Annotated in this window: 12 protein-coding genes; 2 read left to right on the top strand and 10 right to left on the bottom strand. The window is 72.5% G+C overall.

Annotation, left to right across the window (positions count from 1 at the left end; translation table 11 throughout):
- Positions 1–19: 19 nt before the first annotated feature.
- The 6 genes from ACFC51_RS34315 to eccD form a co-directional block, all read right to left on the bottom strand.
- Entirely contained in the window at positions 20–3460 is a 3441-nt protein-coding gene (locus ACFC51_RS34315; RefSeq protein ID WP_376532659.1) for an AAWKG family protein, read from the bottom strand.
- A gap of 125 nt (positions 3461–3585) precedes the next feature.
- Positions 3586–4050: a type VII secretion system-associated protein gene (locus ACFC51_RS34310; RefSeq protein ID WP_376370636.1), complete on the bottom strand. Its 465-nt coding sequence runs from the start codon at positions 4048–4050 to the stop codon at positions 3586–3588.
- A gap of 140 nt (positions 4051–4190) precedes the next feature.
- The gene (locus ACFC51_RS34305) at positions 4191–4499 is read right to left on the bottom strand and encodes a WXG100 family type VII secretion target (protein ID WP_362933362.1); all 309 of its coding nucleotides are present in this window, start codon (positions 4497–4499) and stop codon (positions 4191–4193) included.
- A 91-nt stretch (positions 4500–4590) separates the two neighbouring features.
- Positions 4591–4926 (bottom strand): hypothetical protein, encoded by a 336-nt coding sequence (locus tag ACFC51_RS34300; RefSeq protein ID WP_099176577.1) that lies wholly within the window; start codon positions 4924–4926, stop codon positions 4591–4593.
- Positions 4927–5357: 431 nt separating this feature from the next.
- Positions 5358–6959, bottom strand: a complete 1602-nt coding sequence (gene eccB, locus ACFC51_RS34295; protein ID WP_376532657.1) for a type VII secretion protein EccB — start codon at positions 6957–6959, stop codon at positions 5358–5360.
- Between the two features lie 48 nt (positions 6960–7007).
- Positions 7008–8414, bottom strand: coding sequence for a type VII secretion integral membrane protein EccD (gene eccD / locus ACFC51_RS34290; RefSeq protein ID WP_376370640.1), 1407 nt, complete (start codon positions 8412–8414; stop codon positions 7008–7010).
- Between the two features lie 406 nt (positions 8415–8820).
- Here eccD and eccCa point away from each other — a divergent pair, with 406 nt between their 5' ends.
- Entirely contained in the window at positions 8821–12870 is a 4050-nt protein-coding gene (eccCa, locus tag ACFC51_RS34285) for a type VII secretion protein EccCa (protein ID WP_376532655.1), read from the top strand.
- Between the two features lie 81 nt (positions 12871–12951).
- On the opposite strand, the gene ACFC51_RS34280 is transcribed toward eccCa, so the two are convergent.
- From ACFC51_RS34280 to ACFC51_RS34265, 4 genes are all read right to left on the bottom strand, one after another.
- Positions 12952–14196 (bottom strand): S8 family serine peptidase, encoded by a 1245-nt coding sequence (locus tag ACFC51_RS34280; RefSeq protein ID WP_376532653.1) that lies wholly within the window; start codon positions 14194–14196, stop codon positions 12952–12954.
- Complete coding sequence (locus ACFC51_RS34275) at positions 14193–17507, bottom strand: right-handed parallel beta-helix repeat-containing protein (protein WP_376532651.1); 3315 nt, start codon at positions 17505–17507, stop codon at positions 14193–14195. Before ACFC51_RS34275 ends, ACFC51_RS34280 begins: the two co-directional genes overlap by 4 nt.
- Before the next feature lie 147 nt (positions 17508–17654).
- Positions 17655–18827 (bottom strand): ricin-type beta-trefoil lectin domain protein, encoded by a 1173-nt coding sequence (locus ACFC51_RS34270; RefSeq protein WP_376532649.1) that lies wholly within the window; start codon positions 18825–18827, stop codon positions 17655–17657.
- Positions 18828–18950: 123 nt separating this feature from the next.
- Positions 18951–19754, bottom strand: coding sequence for a type VII secretion system-associated protein (locus ACFC51_RS34265; protein ID WP_376532673.1), 804 nt, complete (start codon positions 19752–19754; stop codon positions 18951–18953).
- A 554-nt stretch (positions 19755–20308) separates the two neighbouring features.
- Here ACFC51_RS34265 and ACFC51_RS34260 point away from each other — a divergent pair.
- Complete coding sequence (locus ACFC51_RS34260) at positions 20309–21082, top strand: thioesterase II family protein (RefSeq protein ID WP_376532647.1); 774 nt, start codon at positions 20309–20311, stop codon at positions 21080–21082.
- Positions 21083–21440: the final 358 nt, after the last annotated feature.

Below are 21440 nucleotides of genomic sequence, written 5' to 3'. Positions count from 1 at the left end.
CGCAGGGCACGGACGCCGGTCACCGGCCGATGACGGCCGGCGTGCCGCCCTCCTCGGTGCCCCACACGTCCGCGTCCTCCTCCAGGTAGTCGGCGGAGCTGGTGGACCTCTGACGGGGCTCCCCCTCCTCCTCGGGTGTGTCGCCGCCCGTGGTCGTCACCCGGCGGGCCGGTGCCAGGAAGGTGTCGCTGTCCTCCTGGCGGTTCCACGGGCTGCGCCTGCGGCGGTTGCGGCGCTCGCTCTCCTCCGCCGCGTCGACCAGGACGGCCCGCACCCGCTCGCCGTTGCCCTTCTCGCCGCCTCCGCCCATGCCGCCCATGCCGCCGCCCATCGGCATGCCGGGGCTGCCGGGTGTGCCCGGTGCTCCCGGCGTACCGGCCTGGGCGGCACCCGCGAGCGGCGCGCCCGCGCCGGCTGCCGCGGTGCCGTCCGAGAGGGGGGCGGCCGCTCCGAGGCCGTCCGGGGAGAGGCCACCGCCGAGGGCACCGGCGCTCGTCCCTCCCCCTCCGACACCCAAGTCGGAGAACGGCACCTCACTGGTGGTGACACCGCCGCCGACCGTGTCGGGACCGCCGAGGCCGCCCGACCCGTTCGGACCCCCCAGGTCGCCGAGGCCGCCCGGGCCGTTCAGGCTGCCGAGATCACCGAGCCCGTCGAGCACGCCCCGGCCTCCGTCGCTGCCGCCCTGGACGAGGTCGTGCAGATCGACCGTCTCGGTCCTGCCCTGCGGGTCGGTGACGGTGGCGACGGCGGTGTCCGGGTCGATGACCTGCTTGCTGCCGTCCGGGAAGGTGGTGGTCAGCTGCCCGTTGTCCAGGACGGTCGTGGAGCCGTCCGGGTTGGTCACCGACGCCCCGTGGGTGAGGTCGGTCGTCACGGTGGAGCCGTCCGGGCCGGTCAGGGAGAACGAGCCGGTGTCCGGGTCGAAGACGCCCTTGCTGCCGTCCGCGAAGGTCGTGGCGAAGTCGCCGTTCGTCAGCGCGGTGTGGCCGCCGGTCGGCGTCTCCAGTCCGGAGAGGTCGCCGTTGAGACGTCCGAGGTCACCCAGGTCTCCGATCGACTGCGTGGGAAGGTCGGCGTCGATGTCTCCCAGGTCCCCCGGACCCCCGAGGCCGTTCTGCCCGTTGAGATCGCCGAGACTGCCGAGGTTCTGGGTGGTGGTGGCGCCGTCGGGGTCGGTGGTGGTGGCCTGGCCCGTGGCGGGGTCGACGACCTGGGTGGTGCCGTCGGGGAAGGTGGTGGTCAGCTTGCCGTCGTCGCCGAGGGAGGTGACGGACCCGTCGGGGTTGGTCACCTTCACGCCGTCGCCCAGGTTCTGGGTGGTGACGCTGCCGTCCGGGTGCGTGGTGGTGACCAGCCCGGTGTCCGGGTCGAAGGTGCTGGTGCTGCCGTCCGGGAAGTCCGAGGTGAGCTTTCCGCCGTCCAGCTGGGTGCTGCCGCCCGTGGGGGTGTCCAGCGAGCCGCCGGAACCGTTGTTCAGGCCGCCGAGACCGCCGAGGTCCCGGGTGATGGCCTGATTGGCTTCGTCGACGGCCTTGTTGGTCCCGCCGGGGCCACTGTTGGGCGCGCCGAGCCCGCCCAGGTTCTGGACGGTCGGGGGCGGCACTGCGGTGGATCCCTGCTGGTCGCCGTTCTGGCCGCCGGGGTCGTTCAGGTCGCCCAGGCCGTCGAGTGTCTGGGTGACCGCCTTGTTCACGTCGCCGTTCACGTCACCGGGCCCGTTGCCGCCGGCGCCGCCCGGGTCGTTCAGATCACCCAGGTCGCCCAGGCTCTCGGTGACCGGCTTGTTGCCGTTCAGCAGGTCGTCGAGGCCGTCGAGGTTCACCGGGCCGCCCCCACCGGGGCCGTTGATGTTGCCGAGGCTGTCGCCCAGCGCCTTCGACTGCTCCTCGGCCTGGCGCCTGGCCTCCTCCTCCTCGGCCTTCTGCTCCTCCCGCAGCTTCTCGGCGTAGGCCTTGTCCTCCTCGCGCTGCTTGTTGGCCTCGTCCCGGAGCTTGTCCTGGTACGCCTTGTCCTCCGCGCGCTGGGCCTCGGCCTCCGCCCGGAGTTTGTCGGCCTCGGCCTTGTCCTCCTCGCGCTGCTTGTTGGCCTCGTCCCGCAGCTTGTCCTGGTACGCCCTGTCCTCTTCGCGCTGCTTGTCGGCCTCGGCCTGTGCTTCCTTGAGCTTCTTGTCCGCCTCGGCCTGCTCCTCCTCGAGCTTCTTCTCCTTGTACTCGTCGGCGGCCGTGCTGGTCGACTTCGGTTCGGGGATGTTCTCGGAGAAGTCGTTGCCCAGTTCGAGGAAGTGGTTGTTCAGGGCGGACTGCACCTTCGCGGCGGGCTTGCCGAGGTAGTCGTCGATCCCCTGCGACCAGAGCTTGACCGCCGCGTCGCCCACCTTCGCCCAGTTCGCGATGTCGGTGAGGTCGCCGTAGTCGGGGTGCACCTGGGTGAATCCCTCCTTCGGTTTGTGGCTGATGGTCGTGTGGTACTGCGAGGTGTAGGACTGGATCTCCGACTTGTCGACGTTGTTCTGGTCCACCCACCGGCCGAGTTCGTCGAGGACGTAGCGCAGCACCTGGTGCGGGTCGTAGTAGGGGGACTTGGCCCAGGCCAGCCAGGCGTCCAGCAGATCGTTGGCGGCGTCCACCAGGTAGGAGCGCCCCAGCGACAGGGCACGTGAGTAGACGGTGGAGCCGCTGCCCGCTTCGTCCCCCGTGCCGGACGTGTTGTTGAACGTCTCCACGTAACTGTCGTAGTTCTCGCGGATCTTCTTGACGAGACCGCGGAAGACCTCCGCCGCCTCGCCCTTCCAGCTGGCGTCGTCCCGGCCGAAGCGCTCCTCCCAGTCCTTGAGCACCTCGGCGTGGTCCTTGAAGAACTTGGCCGCGAAGTCGAAGGAGCGCCCCGTCTCGTCGAAGGAGTTCAGGTCCACCACGCCGGCCGTGGGTACACCCAGGTCGCTGAACCGGGCGTCCTTCGTGCTCCCGGTGAGGAGTTGGATGAGCGCCGCCCGCGGCCCGTTCATGTAGCGGGCGAGCGCCACCGTGCTCATCTTGTCCTTGTTGTAGTCCGTGAACTCGTTGCCTTCGCGGACCTGCGCGTCGTGGACGTTGTCGGAGCCGGGACTGGCGAAGATGATCTCGTCACCCGCCTTCACACGGCCTTCGAAGACGATCCGGGCCTGCCGGATCGAGTACTTCTTGCCACTGTCGAAGAACCAGATGTCGTAGTCCTCGCCGGCGTTCATCAGGAAACCGGAGTCCTTGACGAGCAGGCCGAGGCTCTTCTCCTGGATGTCCATCCGGAAGAGCTTGCCCCCGTGGTCGGAGCGCAGGGTGTCGAAGACGGTACTGCGGTCCGGCACCGGATAGCCGGTGATGTGGGTGACCAGGGCGGCCCAGACGTCGTCGGGCGTCGCGTCGACCTCCGCGTACTTCCCGACGTGGTCGTCGGAGTCCTCGTCGTATCCCTTGGCCACCGTGCACTCTTTCCGGTCGGTTGTCCTTCGGTGCGGCACACCACGGCCTCGCGCGGGTGTGCGGCAGGGGGTCTCTCACAGGGGCGTGCCGGGCGGTGGAGGCGCCGGCCGCACGCCATGCGGGCTCAGGTGCTCTCTTCGCCCGACGACCCGCTGGTGAGCGTGTCGACCTCTTCGAAGTTCTGCAGCAGCGTCTGGGCGTCGATCGCGTCGAGGTTCTTGTTCTTGGTCTCGTTGGCGTCGTCGATGGTCTCGCTGAGCGCTTCCTTGAGCTCCTTGAAGAGCTTCATCTGGTCGCCCAGCAGTTTGTCGATGGCTGTGGCGGCGGTGCGGATGTCCGCAAGCAGGGCCGGCCCCGAGACCAGCTTGTCGGTGGCCATCTTGCCGATGCGCAGGAGCTGCTGGTCCTGGTTGAGGTTCTCCGCGGTGGTGTGCCCGTCGATGAGGTCGCCGAGCGGCCGGGTGTTCGGCCCGTCGCCGTCCTCGCGGTGCTTCTTCGCGGCGGTGTACACCGGATGCACCTCGTTGTCGCGGAAGTTCTCCATCTGCTTGAGGTCGAAATGCTTGACGTCGGCCCTGTCACCAGCCATGGGACGTCCTCCTGCCGCTCGGTACCGGACGGGGGTCTCTGGGGCGGGCCGGACGGGCGGGAGAGCGCCGGCCGGGCCCAGGAACTGCCGCACGGGCCGCGCCGGGGACGCATGTCCCGGCGCGGTCCGGACGGAAGGGCTCAGCGGGCCCGCACACTGCCCCAGTTGTCGGCGCTCCTGCGCTCGTCACGGGAGTGGTTGTCGTGGATGCTCTGCACCAGCTCGCCGCTGTCGCCGAGGAGCAGGGCCATGTTCTTGGTGGCCTGGTCCCACTCGGCCTGGACCCCGCGGTACATCTGCTGGTCGTCACCCTCCCAGGACGTCACGAGCGGCCGCAGCTCGTCCTCCAGGTTGTTGAGGGTGGTGATGATCTGCTGGGTCTGGCCCTTCAGCTCCTCGATCGCGTTGCGGACCGTGGAGTACTGCACATCGATGATGCCGTCAGCCATGACTGCTCCTCTCGGGTGGCCGGGCCCCGGGGCCCGGCGAGCTCACGTGTTCCGGCCCACTCCGCGGGGGAACCGGTTCCGCGGGGGTGGATCAGCGCAGCGCTTCGAAGACGCCCTGGCTGGTCTTGCTGTTGAGCACCTCGGTCAGGTCCTGGTTCTCCTTCGCGAGGCGGTCGGCCGAGGTCACGTTCTCCTGGAGCGCGTCGACCATCTTGCTGATCTGGACGACGACCTTCTGCGCCTCGCCGTTCCAGCTGCGGAAGAGCTTCAGCAGCGCCTGGCCCTCGTCACCGCCGACGCCCGAACGCGCGGCGATCTCGGCGACGTTGTTCTGGATCTTCTCGACCGCGCTCCGGGCCGACTCCAGGGAGGAGACACCTCCCAAGCCCTTGGCATAGTCCGCTTTCCTTGAGCCAGTGTCCGCCATGTCGCGCTCCCTTCCTTCAGACCAGTCCTGTTGCACCGTTGCCTTGCCGAGGCTAAAGAGAACCCGGCGTTCCGCGCAACGCGTGTGGGGAAGATTTGAGCATAGGTCAGTTCCTCAGATCCCTTGCATGGCAACAGAGTTGTCCCAATGTTTCCGCAGGATGAACCAGCCGCTCCTGAGCGCCTTGTGTGCGGGATGACGGCTCCGTGCCGTGCCGCGCGATACGGCTGGAAAGCGGGCAGGAAAATGAGCGGAACGGTCATCAGGGCCGCCCGTTTCAGGCTGCGCTGGGTACCCGCCCCGGAATGAGCGGGCACCCCCGCCCGAATATCTGAGCTTCATTTGAGGTTTCTCGCGGTGTCCGGCAGCCGGGAAATCAGCATGAGCCGCGCGGAGTTGCCCTGCCGATGCCTTTCCTGCTCTTCGGTGCCCTATACGGGATTTCGAATGGATCGGACCGCGGAGTCGGCTGTGCCGGAAGCATCCCGTGTGTCCGTCTTGCCCGCCTCGGTCGTCCCCTTGCGCGCTCCCGTCCCGCACCGCGGCGCCGTGACACGGGGTTCCGCCGCGCCCGTGGCGGCGGCGGGGTCGAGGTCCGCACCGGTCGGGAGGGCGGCGAGCAGCGGGGCCGGCACGGAGCCGATGTCACCCTCCGCGTAACCGAGCGCCGCCAGGGCGTCCTTGGCCGGCACGCGGTACTTCACACCGTTCTCCGCCACCAGGTAGGTCGTGCCGGCGTGCGCGGCGCCGCTCGCGTTCAGCGCCCGGACCAGGGCGCCGCGTCCTGGCCGTACCACCGTGGCATCCGTCCGGACACAGGCCGGGTCCAGCGGCTGGGCGGTGCCCTCCGACACCACGACCGGTGCGAGCCGGGTCAGCCGGACCAGCACCGACCTGATCCGGGTGCCGCCGTTGTCCCCGTCCACCTGCGCGCAGAGCGCGGTGCCGCGCGGCGCGGGCTGGGGGACCGGCGGGGTGTCCGGGAGCTCCGAGGACCCGGCGGTGGCCGTCTCCCCCGCCCGGTGCGCGCGCAGGGCGTCCGCGCCGACGTCGCGGGCCTCGGGTGACTCCCCCTGGTAGGCGTCCTTCTGGGTGGCCGGGTCGCCCAGCACGAGTGCGGCGCCGAGCCGGGTGAGCGGCACCAGGCCGTCCTTCTGCAGCAGGTGGTAGGTGCTTCCGCCACCGGGCACCTGCACGTTGAACACCTGGCCGATCCGGCTGGCCTCGCCTCCGAGGACCGGACCCTCCTCGCCGCGCCCGGGAACGGCGGGCGGCTTGAGGGCGGGACCGGGGGCCAGGGCGTCGAGGAAGGCCGCCGAGACCGGCATCGGCTCCTCCGAGCCGTAGCCCAGGGCGTTGCGGGCGTCGGACTCGCGGTCGAGCGGCAGCCGGCTGCCCCGCCACACCAGGTACTCGGCGTCGCCGGGTCCCCGTACGAGCACCCCGCGGTCGCTGCCGACGTCCTGGGAGTCCAGGGGCGCCCCGGCGACCACGGTGGTGGCCCCCGGCTTGTCCACCCCGGCGTCCGCGACGGCACCGGAGGTGCTGGGCAGCGCCCCGCCAGGACCGGTGACGCACATGTGCCAGGCGCCGTCGTCGAGCTCACCGGGGCCGGGAACGGCGTCCGGCGCACCGGGTATGCCGGCCGGGGCACCCACGGGGACGTCCCGCAGCGAGGCGGTGGCGACGTCGGCTGTCTCGAGGTCGGCGCCGCCGATCAGCTTCGCCGAGGCGTAGTTGCGCACGGGGTGCAGGAAGCCGTCGGTGCCGGTCCACAGGTACCGGGCGCCGGTGTCACGGTTGACGACCAGGTGCTCACCGTCCCGCCAGCTGTCGTTCCCGCCCGGGCGCAGCAGGCCGAAGACCGTGGCCCCCGCACCGATCAGCACGGTCACCAGGACCCCGAAGACCACCCCGCGGGTGGTACGCCCCAGCGGGCTCTCCGCGGCGTCCGGGTCGGCCGTCAGCAGGCCCGAACTGAGCCTGCCCATCATGAAACTGTGCGCCTGTACCTGGTCGCGCTTGGACTGCACTGCCTCTCCTCACCAACTCGTTGACCCTGTCCCGGCATGCGGGTGTACTCAGCCGAACAGGCCGCGCAGCCAGCCGAAGAGGCCCGCCACCCACAGGCTGAGCGGCAGCAGTGCCACAGCCAGCAGGGTGTGGGCGAGCTCGGCCGCACGGCCCCAATAGGGCAGCACCCGGCGGCCGGGCACGGTCCAGGAGGCGGTCACGAGACCGGCCGCCGCGGCGAGCAGCACCGCGAAGACCACGAGACGGCCGTCGCTGCCGCTGTCCAGCGCCCAGGCACGCGCGAGGAGCAGCAGCCCCCAGAGTCCGGGCACCGCCAGGGTCAGCCGCTGCCCGATGTGGACCAGGCCGCGGGCGTGCAGGAGGAGGAGCAGGCTCAGCGCGAGGGCGGTCAGCACCTCGGGGAGGTTCGGGTGCTCGGCGAGGACGGTCAGGGCGGCCGCGGCGATGATGCCGGTGGCGGCGAAGAGCGCGGCGACCCAGCGTCCGGCCAGTTCGGTGCGCTCGGCGACCTCGTCGCCGGAGTAGGGGTCGATGCCCTGCTGGAGCTCGCCGGCCGTGGAAGGCAGTGCGGGCATCCGCATCCCGGCCAGTTTGAAGGCGAACGGTGCGACCGTCCCGGCGGCCAGCGCGACCACCGTCGCCACCAGGGCGACCGCGGCCGGGCCGCCCAGCCCGGTGTATCCCATGAGGGCGCCGGCGATCGCGGTGGCCGCAGAGACGACCGCGGTGGCCAGCAGGGCGGGGGCGCCGACCGCGGTGGCGGCGAGCGCGATGACCGCGCCGCCCGCTCCCGCCGCGCCCGCGGCGAGCAGGCGTGCTCCCACGACCTGCGTCGCGTCCGGGCCGGTCACGTCGCCGCCGGGCAGCACCCAGCCGGCGAGTGCCAGGCACGGGGCGACCATCAGGCCGAGGGCCGTCGCGGAGAGGCGGTCGCCGACCGCCCGGCTGGCGGAGCCGGCGCCGGCCAGCAGCAGCAGCCCGGCGACGGCCGCGCAGGCGGCACGCGAGAGGGCCGAGCCGCTGACTCCCGGCCAGAAAACCAGCACGAGGGCGGCGGCCACGGTCGCCACGGCGGAGCCCACCAGCAGTCCGCGGGCGGCTCCGGGGTGCCAGGTGTGCAGCCGCCTGCCCGCGGTGTCGGCTATCCCGTCGACCAGGTCGTCGAGCCGCGCCTCGGGCAGCGCCTCGGTGTGCGGGCGCAGGTGGAGCACGGCTCCGTCGGACAGCCCGGCGCCCGCCAGGGTCGTCTCCTCGTCGAGCGGGGCGTCACCCAGCCGCTGGAGCACCCAGCCGGCGTGGTCCAGGCCCGCCTCCTCGGCCTCCTGGCCGACGTAACGCAGCAGTGTGGGCAGCAGGTCGGCGACCGGGACGTCGGCGGGCACGGCCAGATCAACGGTGACGCTCGGCGCACGTACGGTCAGGCGGCACGACTCGGCCACCGTGCTGTCGGTCATCAGCTGAACTCTCGGCTTCCGTGGGGACTTTGACAGGAGGGGCCCCTCCGCGGGAGAGGGGAGGTGCGAACACTACGGAAGACCCGTACGGCCGGGAACGGTTGCCCGACAGGCCAATTGCATCGGCGCGCATCACGACGACCGCCCCCGCGTGGACAGTTCGCGTTCCGTGAATGCAGACTACTGCCTACGACCACCGGGTCGTATTGTGGACCGGCACCCCTGACCGGTATGCAATTGACCGGCACGGGAGTTGCCGCTCCCCTGCCGTCCGCCCGAAACATTCACCCGGCGTTCACCGCGGCACGCGGGACCCGGAGAATCAGCGCGGTGCGGTCTTTCCCACTACCGGGTGCACCGGTATTCGGTACGGGCCGGAATGCCGTATAACCGGAGGTTCTGTTCCTTGAGTGTGGTGCTGTTCCGCCGTCCGGCCCGCCGTCGCGGACCGGAGATGCCCGAAGGGCAATTGACTCTCCAGGAGCCTCCGGTCCTCGCCGAGACCGTCCCGGACACCTCGGCAATATGGACCTATCTGCCGATGGCGCTGATGTCGGTGTCCATGATGCTGATGTTCCTGCGCCCCGGCGGCGGCAACGGCGTCTTCATGTACCTCGCCATGGGCGTGATGGCGCTCTCCGCCGGCGCCATGCTGCTGGGGCAGCTGATGCGCCGCTCCAGCGAGCGCAAGCAGCGCCTGAAGGGCGAACGCCGCGACTACCTCCGCTATCTGGCCCAGACCCGCAAGCGGGTCAGGACCACGATCGCGGAGCAGCAGCGGGCTCTCGCCTGGCGCCACCCGGAGCCCCATTCGCTGCGCTCGCTGGCCCGCACCTCCCGGCTCTGGGAACGCCGCCCGGCCGACGAGGACTTCGGCGAGGTCCGTCTCGCCGTCGGCGAGCAGCAGCTCGCCCTCACGCTGGAACCCGTGTCCACCCGCCCGGTGGAGGACCTCGAACCCCTCTGCGCGCACGCCCTGCGCCGGTTCATCCGGGCGTACTCCACGATCCCCGAGCAGCCCCTCGGCCTCTATCTGCGCTCCTCGGCCCGGATCCTGGTACGCCCCGAGGAGACGCCGGACGGGGAGTCCACCGAGCCGGGCACGCCCTCGCCCCGGGGGAACGGCGGGGCTCCCGGCGCCGACGCCGTACGCGCGCTGGTGCGCGCCGTCCTCGGGCAGCTGGCGGTGTTCCACGCTCCGGAGGAGCTGTGGATCGCCTTCTGCGTCAGTGACGAGCGGCGGCCGGACTGGGAGTGGGTGAAGTGGCTGCCGCACGTTCTGGACCCGCACGAGGAGGACGGCGCCGGCCAGGTGCGCCGGGTCACCGCGGATGTCGCGGAACTGGACGACCTGCTCGGCGCCGAGTTCGCCGAACGCCCCGACTTCGACCCGGACGCACGCCCGGGCCGCGACGAGCCCTACACGGTCGTCGTCCTGGACGGTGTCACCGTCCCCGAGGGCCACCGCTGGGAGGGGCACGGCTACCGCAACGCGCTGGCCCTCGACGTCTCCGGGGCGCTGCGCTGGCGCCCCGGCCGCAACACGCTGCGGCTGACCGCCGGCCCCGACCGGGTGAGCCTGGTCCGCACCGACCGCAGCCGCAAGGAGCGGTCCGTCCCGCTGGGCCGGCCGGACCGCCTCGGCCCGCTCGGCGCGGAGTCCCTGGCCAGGCTGCTCACCTCCCGGCGGATGAGCCTGGGGGCCGACATCGCGCAGCCTCTGGACTCCGACGTCGAGCTGACCACGCTGCTCGGCATCCCCGACCTGCACCGGCACGAACCGCGGACCCTCTTCGAGCGCCACACCGGCTCCGCGCGGCTGCGGGTACCGATCGCCGTCGGTGTGAACGGCCGTCCGGTCGAGCTCGACATCAAGGAGTCCGCGCAGGGCGGCATGGGCCCGCACGGGATGCTCATCGGCGCCACCGGTTCCGGCAAGAGCGAGCTGCTGCGCACCCTCGTCCTCGGTCTGGCGCTGACGAACTCCTCCGAGACGCTCAACTTCATCCTCGTCGACTTCAAGGGCGGCGCCACCTTCCTCGGCCTGGAGGAACTCCCCCACACCTCCGCCGTCATCACCAACCTCGCCAACGAGGTCGCCCTGGTGGAGCGCATGCAGGACGCCCTGCACGGTGAACTCATCCGCCGTCAGGAGCTGTTGCGCTCCGCGGGCAACCACACCTCCGCCCTTGAGTACGAGCGGGCGCGTGCGGCAGGCGCGGACCTGGACCCGCTGCCCAGCCTGTTCGTGTTGGTCGACGAGTTCAGCGAACTCCTCTCCGCCCACCGCGAGTTCATGGACCTCTTCGTGATGATCGGCCGGCTCGGCCGCTCCCTCGGGGTGCACCTGCTGCTCGCGTCGCAGCGCCTGGACGAGGGCCGCATGCACCAGCTGGAGAGCCATCTCTCGTACCGCATCGGGCTGCGCACCTTCTCCGCCATGGAGAGCCGCGGCGTGCTCGGCGTGCCCGACGCCTACGAGCTCCCGGCCCAGCCCGGCAGCGGCTACCTGAAGTCCGGCGTGGAGGCGCTGACCCGGTTCCGTGCCGCGTACTCGTCCGGGACCTACCGGCGCCGTACGGGCGCGGTGGTGCAGGCCCGGGTGGCCAGCCAGGTGGTGCCGTGGACCAGCGGCTGGGTGGTGCCCCGCACCGTGGAACCCCCGGCCGCGCCGGAGCCGGAGACCGAGGAGAGCGGCGACGAGGAGGCTCTCCTCGACGTGGCGCTCGACCGGCTGCGCGGTTCCGGTCCCGCCGCCCACCAGGTGTGGCTGCCGCCGCTGAGGGAGCCCTCGCCGCTGGACGCCCTGCTGCCGGGCATCGCCCCCGATCCGGAGCGCGGCCTCAGCGCCACGGGCTGGTCGGGCACCGGCGGGCTGCGGGTTCCGGTCGGCCTCGTCGACAAGCCGTTCGAACAGCGCCGCGACCCGCTGGTCGTGGACCTCTCCGGCGCCGGCGGACACGTCGCCGTCGCGGGAGGCTCGCAGAGCGGCAAGTCCACCCTCACCCGCACGCTGATCACCTCCCTGGCACTGACCCACACCCCTGCCGAGATCCAGTTCTACTGCCTGGACTTCGGCGGCGGCGGGCTCTCCCAGCTCGCGGCCCTCCCGCACGTCGGGGGCGTCGCGGCGCGGCTCAACCCGGAGCGGGTGCACCGGGCCGTCGCCGAGGTGATGACGCTGCTCGCCCGGCGCGAGCAGTTCTTCGTGGACCACACCATCGACTCCATGAACTCCTACCGCCGCCGCCGGGCCGCCGGGGAGTTCCCCGACGAGCCCTTCGGCGACGTGTTCATGGTCGTCGACGGCTGGTCGACGGTCCGTCAGGACTACGACGACCTGATCCCGAAGTTCAACGAACTCGCGGCCCGCGGACTCAACTACGGCATCCACCTGCTCATCACGACCACCCGCTGGGTGGAGCTGTCCGCCCAGGTCCGCGACCAGGCGGCCACCCGTCTGGAACTGCGGATGGGTGACCCGATGGACTCCGAGATCGACACCCGCAAGGCCCGCTCCGTGCCGCGCAGCGGTGGCCGCGGCATCACCGCGGACAGCAAGATGCACTTCCTCGCCGGTCTGCCCCGCCTGGACGGCAGCGGTTCCCTCGACGACCTCGGCGAGGGGGTCTCCCACCTGGTGGCGGAGGTCGCCCGGCACTGGACCGGCGCACCGGCCCCCCAGGTCCGGATGCTGCCGCACCGTCTCCCGCTCTCCGAACTCCCCGCGCCGGAGGCGACCGAGGGCGGCGGCATGCGCCTCGCGCTCGGCATCGACCAGGAGTCCCTGGAGCCGGTCTGGCACGACTTCAGCCGTACGCCGCACCTGATCACGGTCGGCGACACCGAGAGCGGCAAGACCAACCTGCTGCGGCTCGTCACCCGGGGCATCACCGACCGCTACGCCCCGAACGAGGCGAAGATCATCGCGGTGGACTACCGCCGCACCCTGGTGGACGCCGTCCCGGAGGAGTACCGCATCGGGCACGTGATCTCCCTGGACAACCTCAAGGAGACCATCGACGGTGCGGCACGCGCCCTGAAGACCCGGGTGCCCGGGGCGGACATCGCACCCGCCCGTATGCGGCAGTGCGACTGGTGGACCGGCCCCCGCCTGTTCATCCTGGTCGACGACTACGACATGGTCTCCGGAAACTCCTTCCAGAGCCCCTTCGAACCGCTCTTCGAGAGTCTGACCCTCGGTTTCGAGATGGGCCTGCACCTGGTCGTGGCGCGGAGCGCGATGGGAGCAGGCCGCGGACTCAGCGACGGGCTCGTCCGCCGCCTCGACGAGGCCAACAACCCGGCCGTCCTGCTGTCCTGCCCGCCGACGGAAGGCCGTCTCTTCGGGGACGCGAAGCCCCTCAACCTCCCGCCCGGCCGGGCCCTGCACATCGCCCGCCGCAAGCCTCGCCTGATGCAGACGGCCCTGGTCGAGGAGAACGGGGGCCGCTAGAGCCGGCGAGAGCGCGGACGCGACGACGACACCCTCCCGGGGAGCTCCCCGGGAGGGTGTCGTGTGTGTGCCCGGCTCAGCTCATTCCGTACCCGTCCCGCCGGCTCCTGCCGGACGCCAGCCCCGGGCGCGGGCCCGGGTGACGGCGAAGCCCGCCCAGAGGACGGAGAGGACGGCGGCGGAGCCGAGGAGGACGAGGAGGGTGGCACGGCCGGTCGCGCGGTCGGCGTCCGCTGTGTCGCGGACGGTCACGGGATCTGCGGCCCGCCCGTCACCCGGGGGCGCCGCCGGGGCACCGAGCACCGTGGTCACGGCGGCGTAGGGGTCGAGCTGGGGGATCTCGGCCGGGTAGGCGGTGGCCGTGAGACGGCGTACGACGTCGCCGGGCTCCTCGCCCGGATAGGCGGAGCGCACCGCGGCGACGGCGCCGGCGGCGTAGGCGGCGGCCACCGACGCTCCCGCCCCGAGATAGTGGCCGTCGCCGCGCGGGCCGCCGGAGACCACTCCGGCGCCGGGTGCGACGAGGTCGATGCCGTCGGTGGGCAGGGCGCCGTCCGGGCGGACGCCGGCGGGGAGCATGTCGGCGACCGAGAGGACGCCGGGTTCACCCGCCGGCCAGTAGGTGCGGGACGGGATCTCGTCGGTGCCGGTGCGGGGCGGGTCCGGGGTCGCCGCGGCCACCACCACCGCCCCCGCTCCGAGCGCCTCGGCCACCGCGCGTGTCAGCGCCGCGTCCCGGCGGGGCAGGGCCACCGCGACGGCGATCACGTCGGCGTGTGCGGCGGTCGCCTCCTTCAGCGCCTGCGTCACCAGGGCGGCGCTCGCCCGACCACTCCGGTCGGTGCCGCGCAGCGCCAGGACCTTCGCGTTCGGGGCGACTCCGGCCAGCCGGGGGGCACCGCCGCCGTTCCCGGCGATCAGCCCGGCCAGGAACGTACCGTGGCCGACGCAGTCGTCACCGGCCGCCCCCTCGGCCGAGACCCGGCCCTTGAGCCCTGCTGCGTCGGGGGCGGCGCCGGTGTCTATCAGGGCGACGGTCGTGCCCTCACCGGTGCTGTGTCCGTGCAGCCGGTCCAGGTCGAGGCGCTGGCGCGACCAGTCCTGCTTCTTCGCCTTCTCCCGGGAGGCCGGGGTGCAGGCCTCCTGCTGTGCCTGCGGATCGAGGGCGGAGGGCATGCCGGGCAGTTCCTGGCCCTTCTCCCCGTCGGCCGTCGGTACGCGCGACGGGGGCGCCGCCTGGGCCGGCAGCGCCGTGGGCAGCAGCAGGGCTGCGGCGAGGCCGGCGCCGGACAGCAGACGAGCGGCCCCGCGGGCGGGCGGCCTCATCGGGACGCCGGCTTCGGTGCGGCCGTGACGTCCTCGGGGCGGAGGATGCGCAGGTCGTCCAGGGTGGGCGCGGCCAGCGAGCTGAGCCGTCCCGCCTGGCGGGTGACCATCGACTCGACGACCTGGCGGGCCAGCCGGGCGTTGCCGAACGAACGGTCCCGGGGCAATCCGTCGAAGTACTCCTTGAGCAGCGGCCCGGTGCCGGGCCCGCACTCGTACCCCATGTGCGAGGCCTGGGCCCGCACGATGGTGACCAGTTCCTCGGAGGAGTAGTCGGCGAAGGCGATCCGGCGGGGGAAGCGGGAGGCCAGACCGGGGTTGGAGGCGAGGAAGCGCTCCATCTCGTCGGTGTAGCCGGCGACGATGACCACGACTTCGTCGCGGTGGTCCTCCATCAGTTTCAGCAGGGTGTCCACCGCTTCCTGTCCGAAGTCGGCGCCGCCGCCGCGCGGGGTCAGGGTGTACGCCTCGTCGATGAACAGCACACCGCCCCGGGCCCGTTCGAAGACCTCGCGGGTGAGCTGGGCCGTGTGGCCGATGTAGCGGCCGACCAGGTCGGCGCGGGCCGCCTCGACCAGCTGGCCCCGGTCCAGGATGCCGAGCTGGGTCAGGACCTCTCCGTAGAGACGGGCCACGGTCGTCTTGCCCGTACCGGGCGGGCCGGTGAAGACCAGGTGGTTGCTGAGCGAGGGGACCGGCAGTCCGGCCGCGGCGCGGTGGCGGGCCGTGGTGATGAGGTTGACCAGGTCCGCCACGTCCCGCTTCACCTCGGCCAGGCCGATCATGTCGCCGAGGCGGGTCAGCGGGTCGTCGTCGGGTGCGGCGGACGGCCCGGCCTTCGCCGCGGCGGCCACGGAGACGTCCTCCGGCAGCAGCAGCCGCAGGTCGTGCTCACCGACCTGTGCCTGCGTGGAGAGCCTGACCGCCTGCCGGTCGACCATCTCCTCGAACACCCCGCGTGCGGCACGTCCGTTGCCGAACCCCTCGTCCCTCGGCATCGCGCCGAAGTGCGCGGCCAGCGCATCCTCCGTGCCCTCCCCCAGCTCGTACTGGTGCTGGGCGCACATGCTCTCCATGATCGCGACCAGATCGGGCACCGAGTAGTTCTCGAACTCGACGGTCCGTGAGAAACGCGACGCCAGACCCGGGTTGGAGCCGAGGAAGGAGTCCATCTGACGGGAGTACCCGGCGGCGACCACCACCACGTCGTCGCGGTGGTCCTCCATCAGCTTCAGCAGGGTGTCCACCGCCTCGCGGCCGAAGTCCGCCCCGCCGTTGCCGCTGTCCGCGGTGAGCGTGTACGCCTCGTCGATGAACAGCACTCCGCCGAGGGCCCGCTGGAAGATCTCGCTGGTCTTGATCGCCGTACCGCCGACGACCTGAGCGACGAGGTCGGCGCGGGAGACCTCCACCAGGTGGCCGCTGCGCAGCGAACCCAGCTCGGCCAGGATGGCCCCGTAGAGGCGGGCGACGGTGGTCTTGCCGGTGCCGGGCGGACCGGCGAAGATCAGGTGCCTGCTCATCGGCGGTGCGGACATGCCGAGTTGCTCGCGGCGCTGGGCGAGCTGCGTCAGGTTGACCAGGGTACGGACCTGCTGCTTGACGTTCTCCAGGCCTATCAGCGCGTTGAGGGCGCCGAGCGGGCCGTCCGCGCGGTCCGGCGGGGGCGCGTCCGCGGCCCCGGCTCCCGCCGGGTCGGTGTTCTCCGCGCTGCCCGTGCCCCAGGCGTCGCGCTTGCCGTTGCCGACGCTGTTCAGCGCCTCCACGGCGAGCCGCTCGCCGGGCGCGGTCTGCACCAGGCCGCCGCCCTCGTTCTCGCGGGCGAGGCAGTTGACGAGCGAGACGGGCGCGGTGGACTCCACCCGGAAGCCGTCCTGGGCCCCTCCGGTGGCCTCGCAGCCGCTGAGCGAGGCGAGCGAACCCTCGCGGAGCAGGAAGGCGTGGCCCCGGGCGGCGTGCACCGCGGTGCGGTTGGCGGTCAGCTCGCCTCCCGCGGCGACCACCACCCCCTCCTCGCCCGATATCTCGATCCGGAAGTCGCGGACGGTGACGTTGCCCCCGTCGTCCACGACGAGGCCGCCGGCCGCCGCGTCGGAGACCCCGCCGCCGGCCAGGTAGAAGGTGCTGCCGGAGGCCACTCGCACCCCCGCACCCTTCGGCCGTACGATCTCGCAGTCCTCGGCACGGCCCCGGGCGTCCTTGGTGGCCGAGATGCCCTCCCCTGCGGGCTCCACCAGACGGGCCCGGCGCAGCAGGGGGTTGGCGCCGCCGCGCACCGCGACCGCGGGTGCGCCGCCGATCACTTCCAGCCGGTCCAGCTCCGCAGCGGAGTCCTCCTCCAGGAGCAGCCCCGCCCCGTCGCAGTCACGGACCGTCAGCCCGGTCAGCGCCGGGGAGGCGGCTCCGGCGACCCGCACCGCCGCGCCCTGCGCGCCGTCCACCCAGCAGTCCTCGAAGGTGCCGCGCGCCCGGTCGGTGACCAGCAAGCCGTGGCCGCGGGTGCGCGAGACGCGGCAGCGGCGCAGTACGGGGTCGGCGCCCGCGGCCAGCGCGATGCCGTTCCCGGAGGCACCGGTGACCCGGACGTCCTCGAGCGTCGTACGGCCCGCGCTGCTCAGGTGCACCCCGGTGCTGGTGTCGTGCACCACGGTGCGGACCACCGTGACGGCGGAGTTCTCCTCCAGGGCGAGGGAGGGCTTGTCGGTGGAGGAGATGTCGCAGTCCTCGACGCTGCCCCGCGACTCGCCGTTGGCGAGCAGCCCGTTCCCGCGGGCGCCGCGCACCGTGCAGTCGCGTACCCGCGCCTCGCCCTGTTCGGCGAGGACCAGCCCGCTGGTCCCCAGGTGTTCGAACGTGCAGGACTCCACGGTGGTGGGCGTGTTCGAGGTGACCACGATGCCGGCGCCCTGCGGGTTGCTCACCCGGCAGTCGCGCAGCGCGAGGGAGCCCGTGCCTCCGGCCAGCATCGCGGTCCAGGCCGCGCCGACGACCTCGCAGCCGTCGAGCGCGGCCTGGCCACGCCGCACGTCCACGGCCGGCAGCTCGGCGTCGCCGCCGCGCAGGGTGAGCTCGGAGAGCATCACGGCGTCGGCGCGCAGGGCGATGACGCTGCCCGAGCGCGGCCTGATCTCCACGGTGCCCCGCCCCTCGGCGGCGGTGAGGGTGACCCTCGTGTGGATCACGAGGTTCTCCGCGTACGTCCCTGGCCGGACGCTGATGAGCGCACCGGTACGGGCGGCGGCGAGTGCCTCACCGATCGTCCGGTAGCGGTCCCGGCTGTCAGGGCCGACCGACAGTACCTGGCGCGACACGCACCAACCTCCTTGCTACGGCAACGTCATGAGCGGACGTCCCCCTCTTCGCCGGGGACGCGTGTCGGGGGCCGACGGTGCCATCATGCCTCGCCCCCGGGTCGTGCGGGTTCCGGGAGCGGTGCTCCCGGCGTCGAGGCGCTGCGGTCAGGTGCTCCACTTCTGGGCGGGATTGCCGGAGCACTTCAACAGCTGCAGAGCGGCCCTGTTGTCCGGGTTGGCCCCCGCGATGTCGACGCACATGCCGACGACGGTGTTGACCAGGTCGTGGGCGCCGTTCAGGGCGAACTTCTGGGCGGGGTTGTCGCTGCACCGGGCGATCTGGATGACGGTGCCGTCACTGAAGTTCGCATTGGCCACGTCGAGGCACAGGCCCTGGATGCGGATGGTGCCGTCGGAGGCGAACTGCCACTTCTGTGCGGCGGCGTTGTTGCAGTCCCACATGTGCAGGGCCTTGCCGTCACTGAAGTCGTGCCCCGGTACGTCGATGCAACGGCCCGAGAGATGGCTGCGGAAGGAGACGGGTGCGCTGAGGGTGACCGCCGGGGCGGCCGCCGGCTTGTTCCTGGTGCTGCCGGACTTCTGACCGCCGCTGCTCTGCTTCTTCGGCGCGGCGGGCTTCTCGGCGTCGTCCTTCTTCTCCGCTCCCGCGGCCTTGTCGGGGTCCGCCGTAGGATCCTCGGGCGCCTGCTCCACCGGCCTGGCGGGTTTCTCGGACGCCTCGGGGCCCTTCCCCTTCGTGCCGTCGCCGGGGGTGCCGGGCTCGGTCGGGGTCACGGCGAACTCGCCGGGCGCCTCCTGCTCGCTGCCGGTGAGCACGGTTCCGGCCGCCGTCGCCGGCCGGTCGGGGTCCTTGTCGTCGTCCGTCGCGAGGACCAGGAACGGGACGGACACGAGCAGGGCCCCTGCTATCGCGGCGCCCGCCAGCACGGCCTTGCCCGGCCGTCCGACCGGCCCGGACTGCTGCGGACGGCCGATCGCGGTCGCGGTCATGGTCCGTACGAGGGCGGGCAGCCGGCTCTCGGCGGCGGCGGTGGCACCGGAGTCGGGGTCGGCGTCGGGCCGGGCACCGGAGGAGGTGCCGGGCCCGGACGTGGCGCCGGAAGATGCGTCGGGCCCGGCGGCCGCACCTGCTCCGGGATCCGCCGCCGTGCCGTCCGCGCCGGCCCTCTTCCCGGCCTCGCCGGTCGGTTCACCCGGCTCGGGCTCCACCTCCGCCGTGCCGGCGGGCGCGGCTGGGCCCGCCCCGGCCTTCGCCGGCGCCGGCGTGGCCTCCGGCTCGGGGTCGGAGGTGGCGGCCTTCGCCTCGGGCGTGGGCACCGGACGTACCGGGCCTCGCCTCGGGCGTGGGCTCACCGAGGGGGGCAGCGGCCGTCTCCTCGCTCTCGGAAGCGGACTCCGCGCGAGCCCGTGCGGAGGCGGAGGGTTGCTGAGCCGAACGCGTCACGAGGTTCTCCCTGTGGTGTGGGGCCAGGGTTCGGATGGGCTGTGGGCCCGGTCCGCGGACAGGTCCACGACCGGAGCACCGGCACGGGGCACCGTGCCGGAGAGGTGTACGGGCGGGCCCTCGGCGGGAGCGTTCCCGTCGTCCGCCTCGTGTCCGGGGCCGGACAGGCTGTCCGCCGGGACGAGCAGCGGTGCCGCCGCAGCGGGATTGACCATCAGCAGCGCGCCGGGACCGCTGAGCGAACGGGCCAGGTCCGCTGCCGGAAGCCTGTCATGGTGAAGTGCCGCGGACATGAACTCGTGTGCCGGGGAGGTGAACAACAAGGCCACGGGCGCCCCGTCCAGCCCTGCGGCCAGGAGCGGCCCGCCGTCCGGTCCGCGCACCACGCTGACGTCGGCGGCCGCGAGCGCCTCGACGGCGGCGTCCACCGAGCCGTAGCCGGTGGCGGCCCGCTGGGCCGCGGCGTCCACCGGGTCGGTGGGCTCGGGCCAGTCGAGCACGCGCGCCGAGGGCCGGTACACGGGGTTGGCGCGGTACTCCCCCACGCCGCCCTCGTCGTCCGTCCGCCACTCCCCGAGCACCGCCCACTCCGGCGGCGTCCGCTCGTCGGTCCACTCGGGATCCACCACGCCGATCCAGTGCCCCGGCGCCTCACGCGCGGCAGCCCTCACGGCCTCGGGTATCACGGGAGGTTCGGTGGACCCGTCCGTGGGTGATGACTCGTCAGCGACGGGGACGACGGCGTCCGGCACGGTGAACGAAGCTTTCTGCCCGCCCTCTTGCCGCTGTCCGGGCCGCATCTCCACCTGAACTCTTGGGTCCGTACGAATCCTTGGGTGCCGAGCGACCTGAGCGTGCGCCGACACTGATCAAACCGAGTCAACAGGATGTCACATCAGCCCCACCCGTTGACGCCCGCCCGGGGTCCGTTTCGGTGGCCCGGGCACCCGTTTGCCGCCCGGTCCGGGGACGATCCGGGAGCACAGAGGCGCAGACGGACAAACCGACGAGGGATATACCGGGCAGCGGGCCGGCCATGCGTTCCCCGGGCTCGCGGTCGTCGGCGCCACGGGGAACGCATGGCGATCCTCCGGACCGAGGGCGACCCGGCCGTCAGCAGCCGGCAGCCGGTCGCGGCCGTACCCATGCGTAGGACGGCGCATGGGCAGAGCCTCCGGGGGAAGGTTCCGGCCGTACTGCTGGTCGGTCCCGGACAAGGGCCCGGTCGGGCGCCGCTCCTCGGTTGCGCGGAATCGCGTGTCCCTTCGGCAGTGATGCGAGAGGCTGTCGTTCTCTCTTCCAGGTCGGCATATGAGGCATCGAAGCATGATGAACCGTCAGGGGTGTTCCTGAAGTGGCGCGTACTGAACGAGATCTCTGGATACGGGCATTCGGCAACGAGGCACGGAGAGCTGCTGCGGCCGACGCACCGTTCGAGCTGATCTGCTTTCCGCACGCAGGCGGCTCGGCCTCGTACTGGTGGGGGCTCGCCGAGGCGCTCGCCGGTGACGCGGATGTCCTGTCCGTCCAGTACCCGGGCCGCCAGGACCGCTTCGGGGAGCCGGCCGTGACCGACCTGCACCGGACCGCGGATCTGGTCGCCGGGGTGCTGGACGGGCCCGGCGACCGCCCCCGGGTGCTGCTCGGCCACAGTATGGGCGCCTCCCTGGCGTACGAGGTGGGCGCGCGGCTCTCCCGCTCCGCCGGCGCCGGTCCCGACCTGCTCGTCGTGTCCGCCCGGCGGGCTCCGAGCGTGCCCGAGACGGCCTGGGACCGGACCGGGGACGACGCGGCCCTGGTCAGGAGAGTGCGGGCGCTCGGCGGAACCGACCCCGCCTTCCTCGACGACCCCGATCTGCTGGAACTGATCCTGCCCGGGCTGCGGGGCGACTACGAGGCCCTCGCCTCCTACCGAGGGACCACGGGGACGCCGCTGTCCTGTCCCGTGCTGGCCCTCGCGGCCGACGCGGACCCGTCGGCGCCTGTCGAGGAGGTCGAGGCGTGGCGCCGGCACACCTCGGGCGCCTTCCGCCTGCGGGTCTTCGAGGGCGGCCACTTCTACCTGGCCGACCGGATCGACGAACTCGCCGAGCTGATCCGCCGCAGCGTCACGGCCTCCGCCCGCTGACCTCGTACGCGGGTCCCTGGGTGCCCACGCCCGAGCCGTGCGGGCACCCCGGTGCCCACGTGGCCCGGGGAACGAGTGAGGGCCGGTTTCGGAGAAATCCGAAGCCGGCCCTCACCTGCGTCTGTCTCCCGTCGGGACGACAGGATGTGGACGTGCCGGGATCGCCGCAGCGAGGAGAAGCGGCGGCCGGTCGCGCTCTGCGGCCTGAGCGCGGGTGGGCGGACGACGAACTGGCGTTCACGGTGCCCGCCCACCGCTGGACCAGGCGGTGCCCCTCTTGTCCAGCGTGCCCGTCCCTGCCCCGTGCGCTCGGCTCATCCTGTTCATGCGGAAGCCTCAGGGCCGGGGGCGGCCCGTC

The organism is Streptomyces sp. NPDC055962 (assembly GCF_042270185.1).
GTDB lineage: Bacteria > Actinomycetota > Actinomycetes > Streptomycetales > Streptomycetaceae > Streptomyces.
Note: the sequence above shows the minus strand (reverse complement) of the source record. Positions and strands in the feature narration are given on the sequence as shown.

Excerpts from the sequence above, each read along its gene's own strand:
- ACFC51_RS34310 (WP_376370636.1), bottom strand. The coding sequence starts at position 4,050 with ATGGCTGGTGACAGGGCCGACGTCAAGCATTTCGACCTCAAGCAGATG.
- ACFC51_RS34305 (WP_362933362.1), bottom strand. The coding sequence starts at position 4,499 with ATGGCTGACGGCATCATCGATGTGCAGTACTCCACGGTCCGCAACGCG.
- ACFC51_RS34300 (WP_099176577.1), bottom strand. The coding sequence starts at position 4,926 with ATGGCGGACACTGGCTCAAGGAAAGCGGACTATGCCAAGGGCTTGGGA.
- eccD (WP_376370640.1), bottom strand. The coding sequence starts at position 8,414 with ATGACCGACAGCACGGTGGCCGAGTCGTGCCGCCTGACCGTACGTGCG.
- ACFC51_RS34280 (WP_376532653.1), bottom strand. The coding sequence starts at position 14,196 with ATGAGGCCGCCCGCCCGCGGGGCCGCTCGTCTGCTGTCCGGCGCCGGC.
- ACFC51_RS34265 (WP_376532673.1), bottom strand. The coding sequence starts at position 19,754 with ATGCGGCCCGGACAGCGGCAAGAGGGCGGGCAGAAAGCTTCGTTCACC.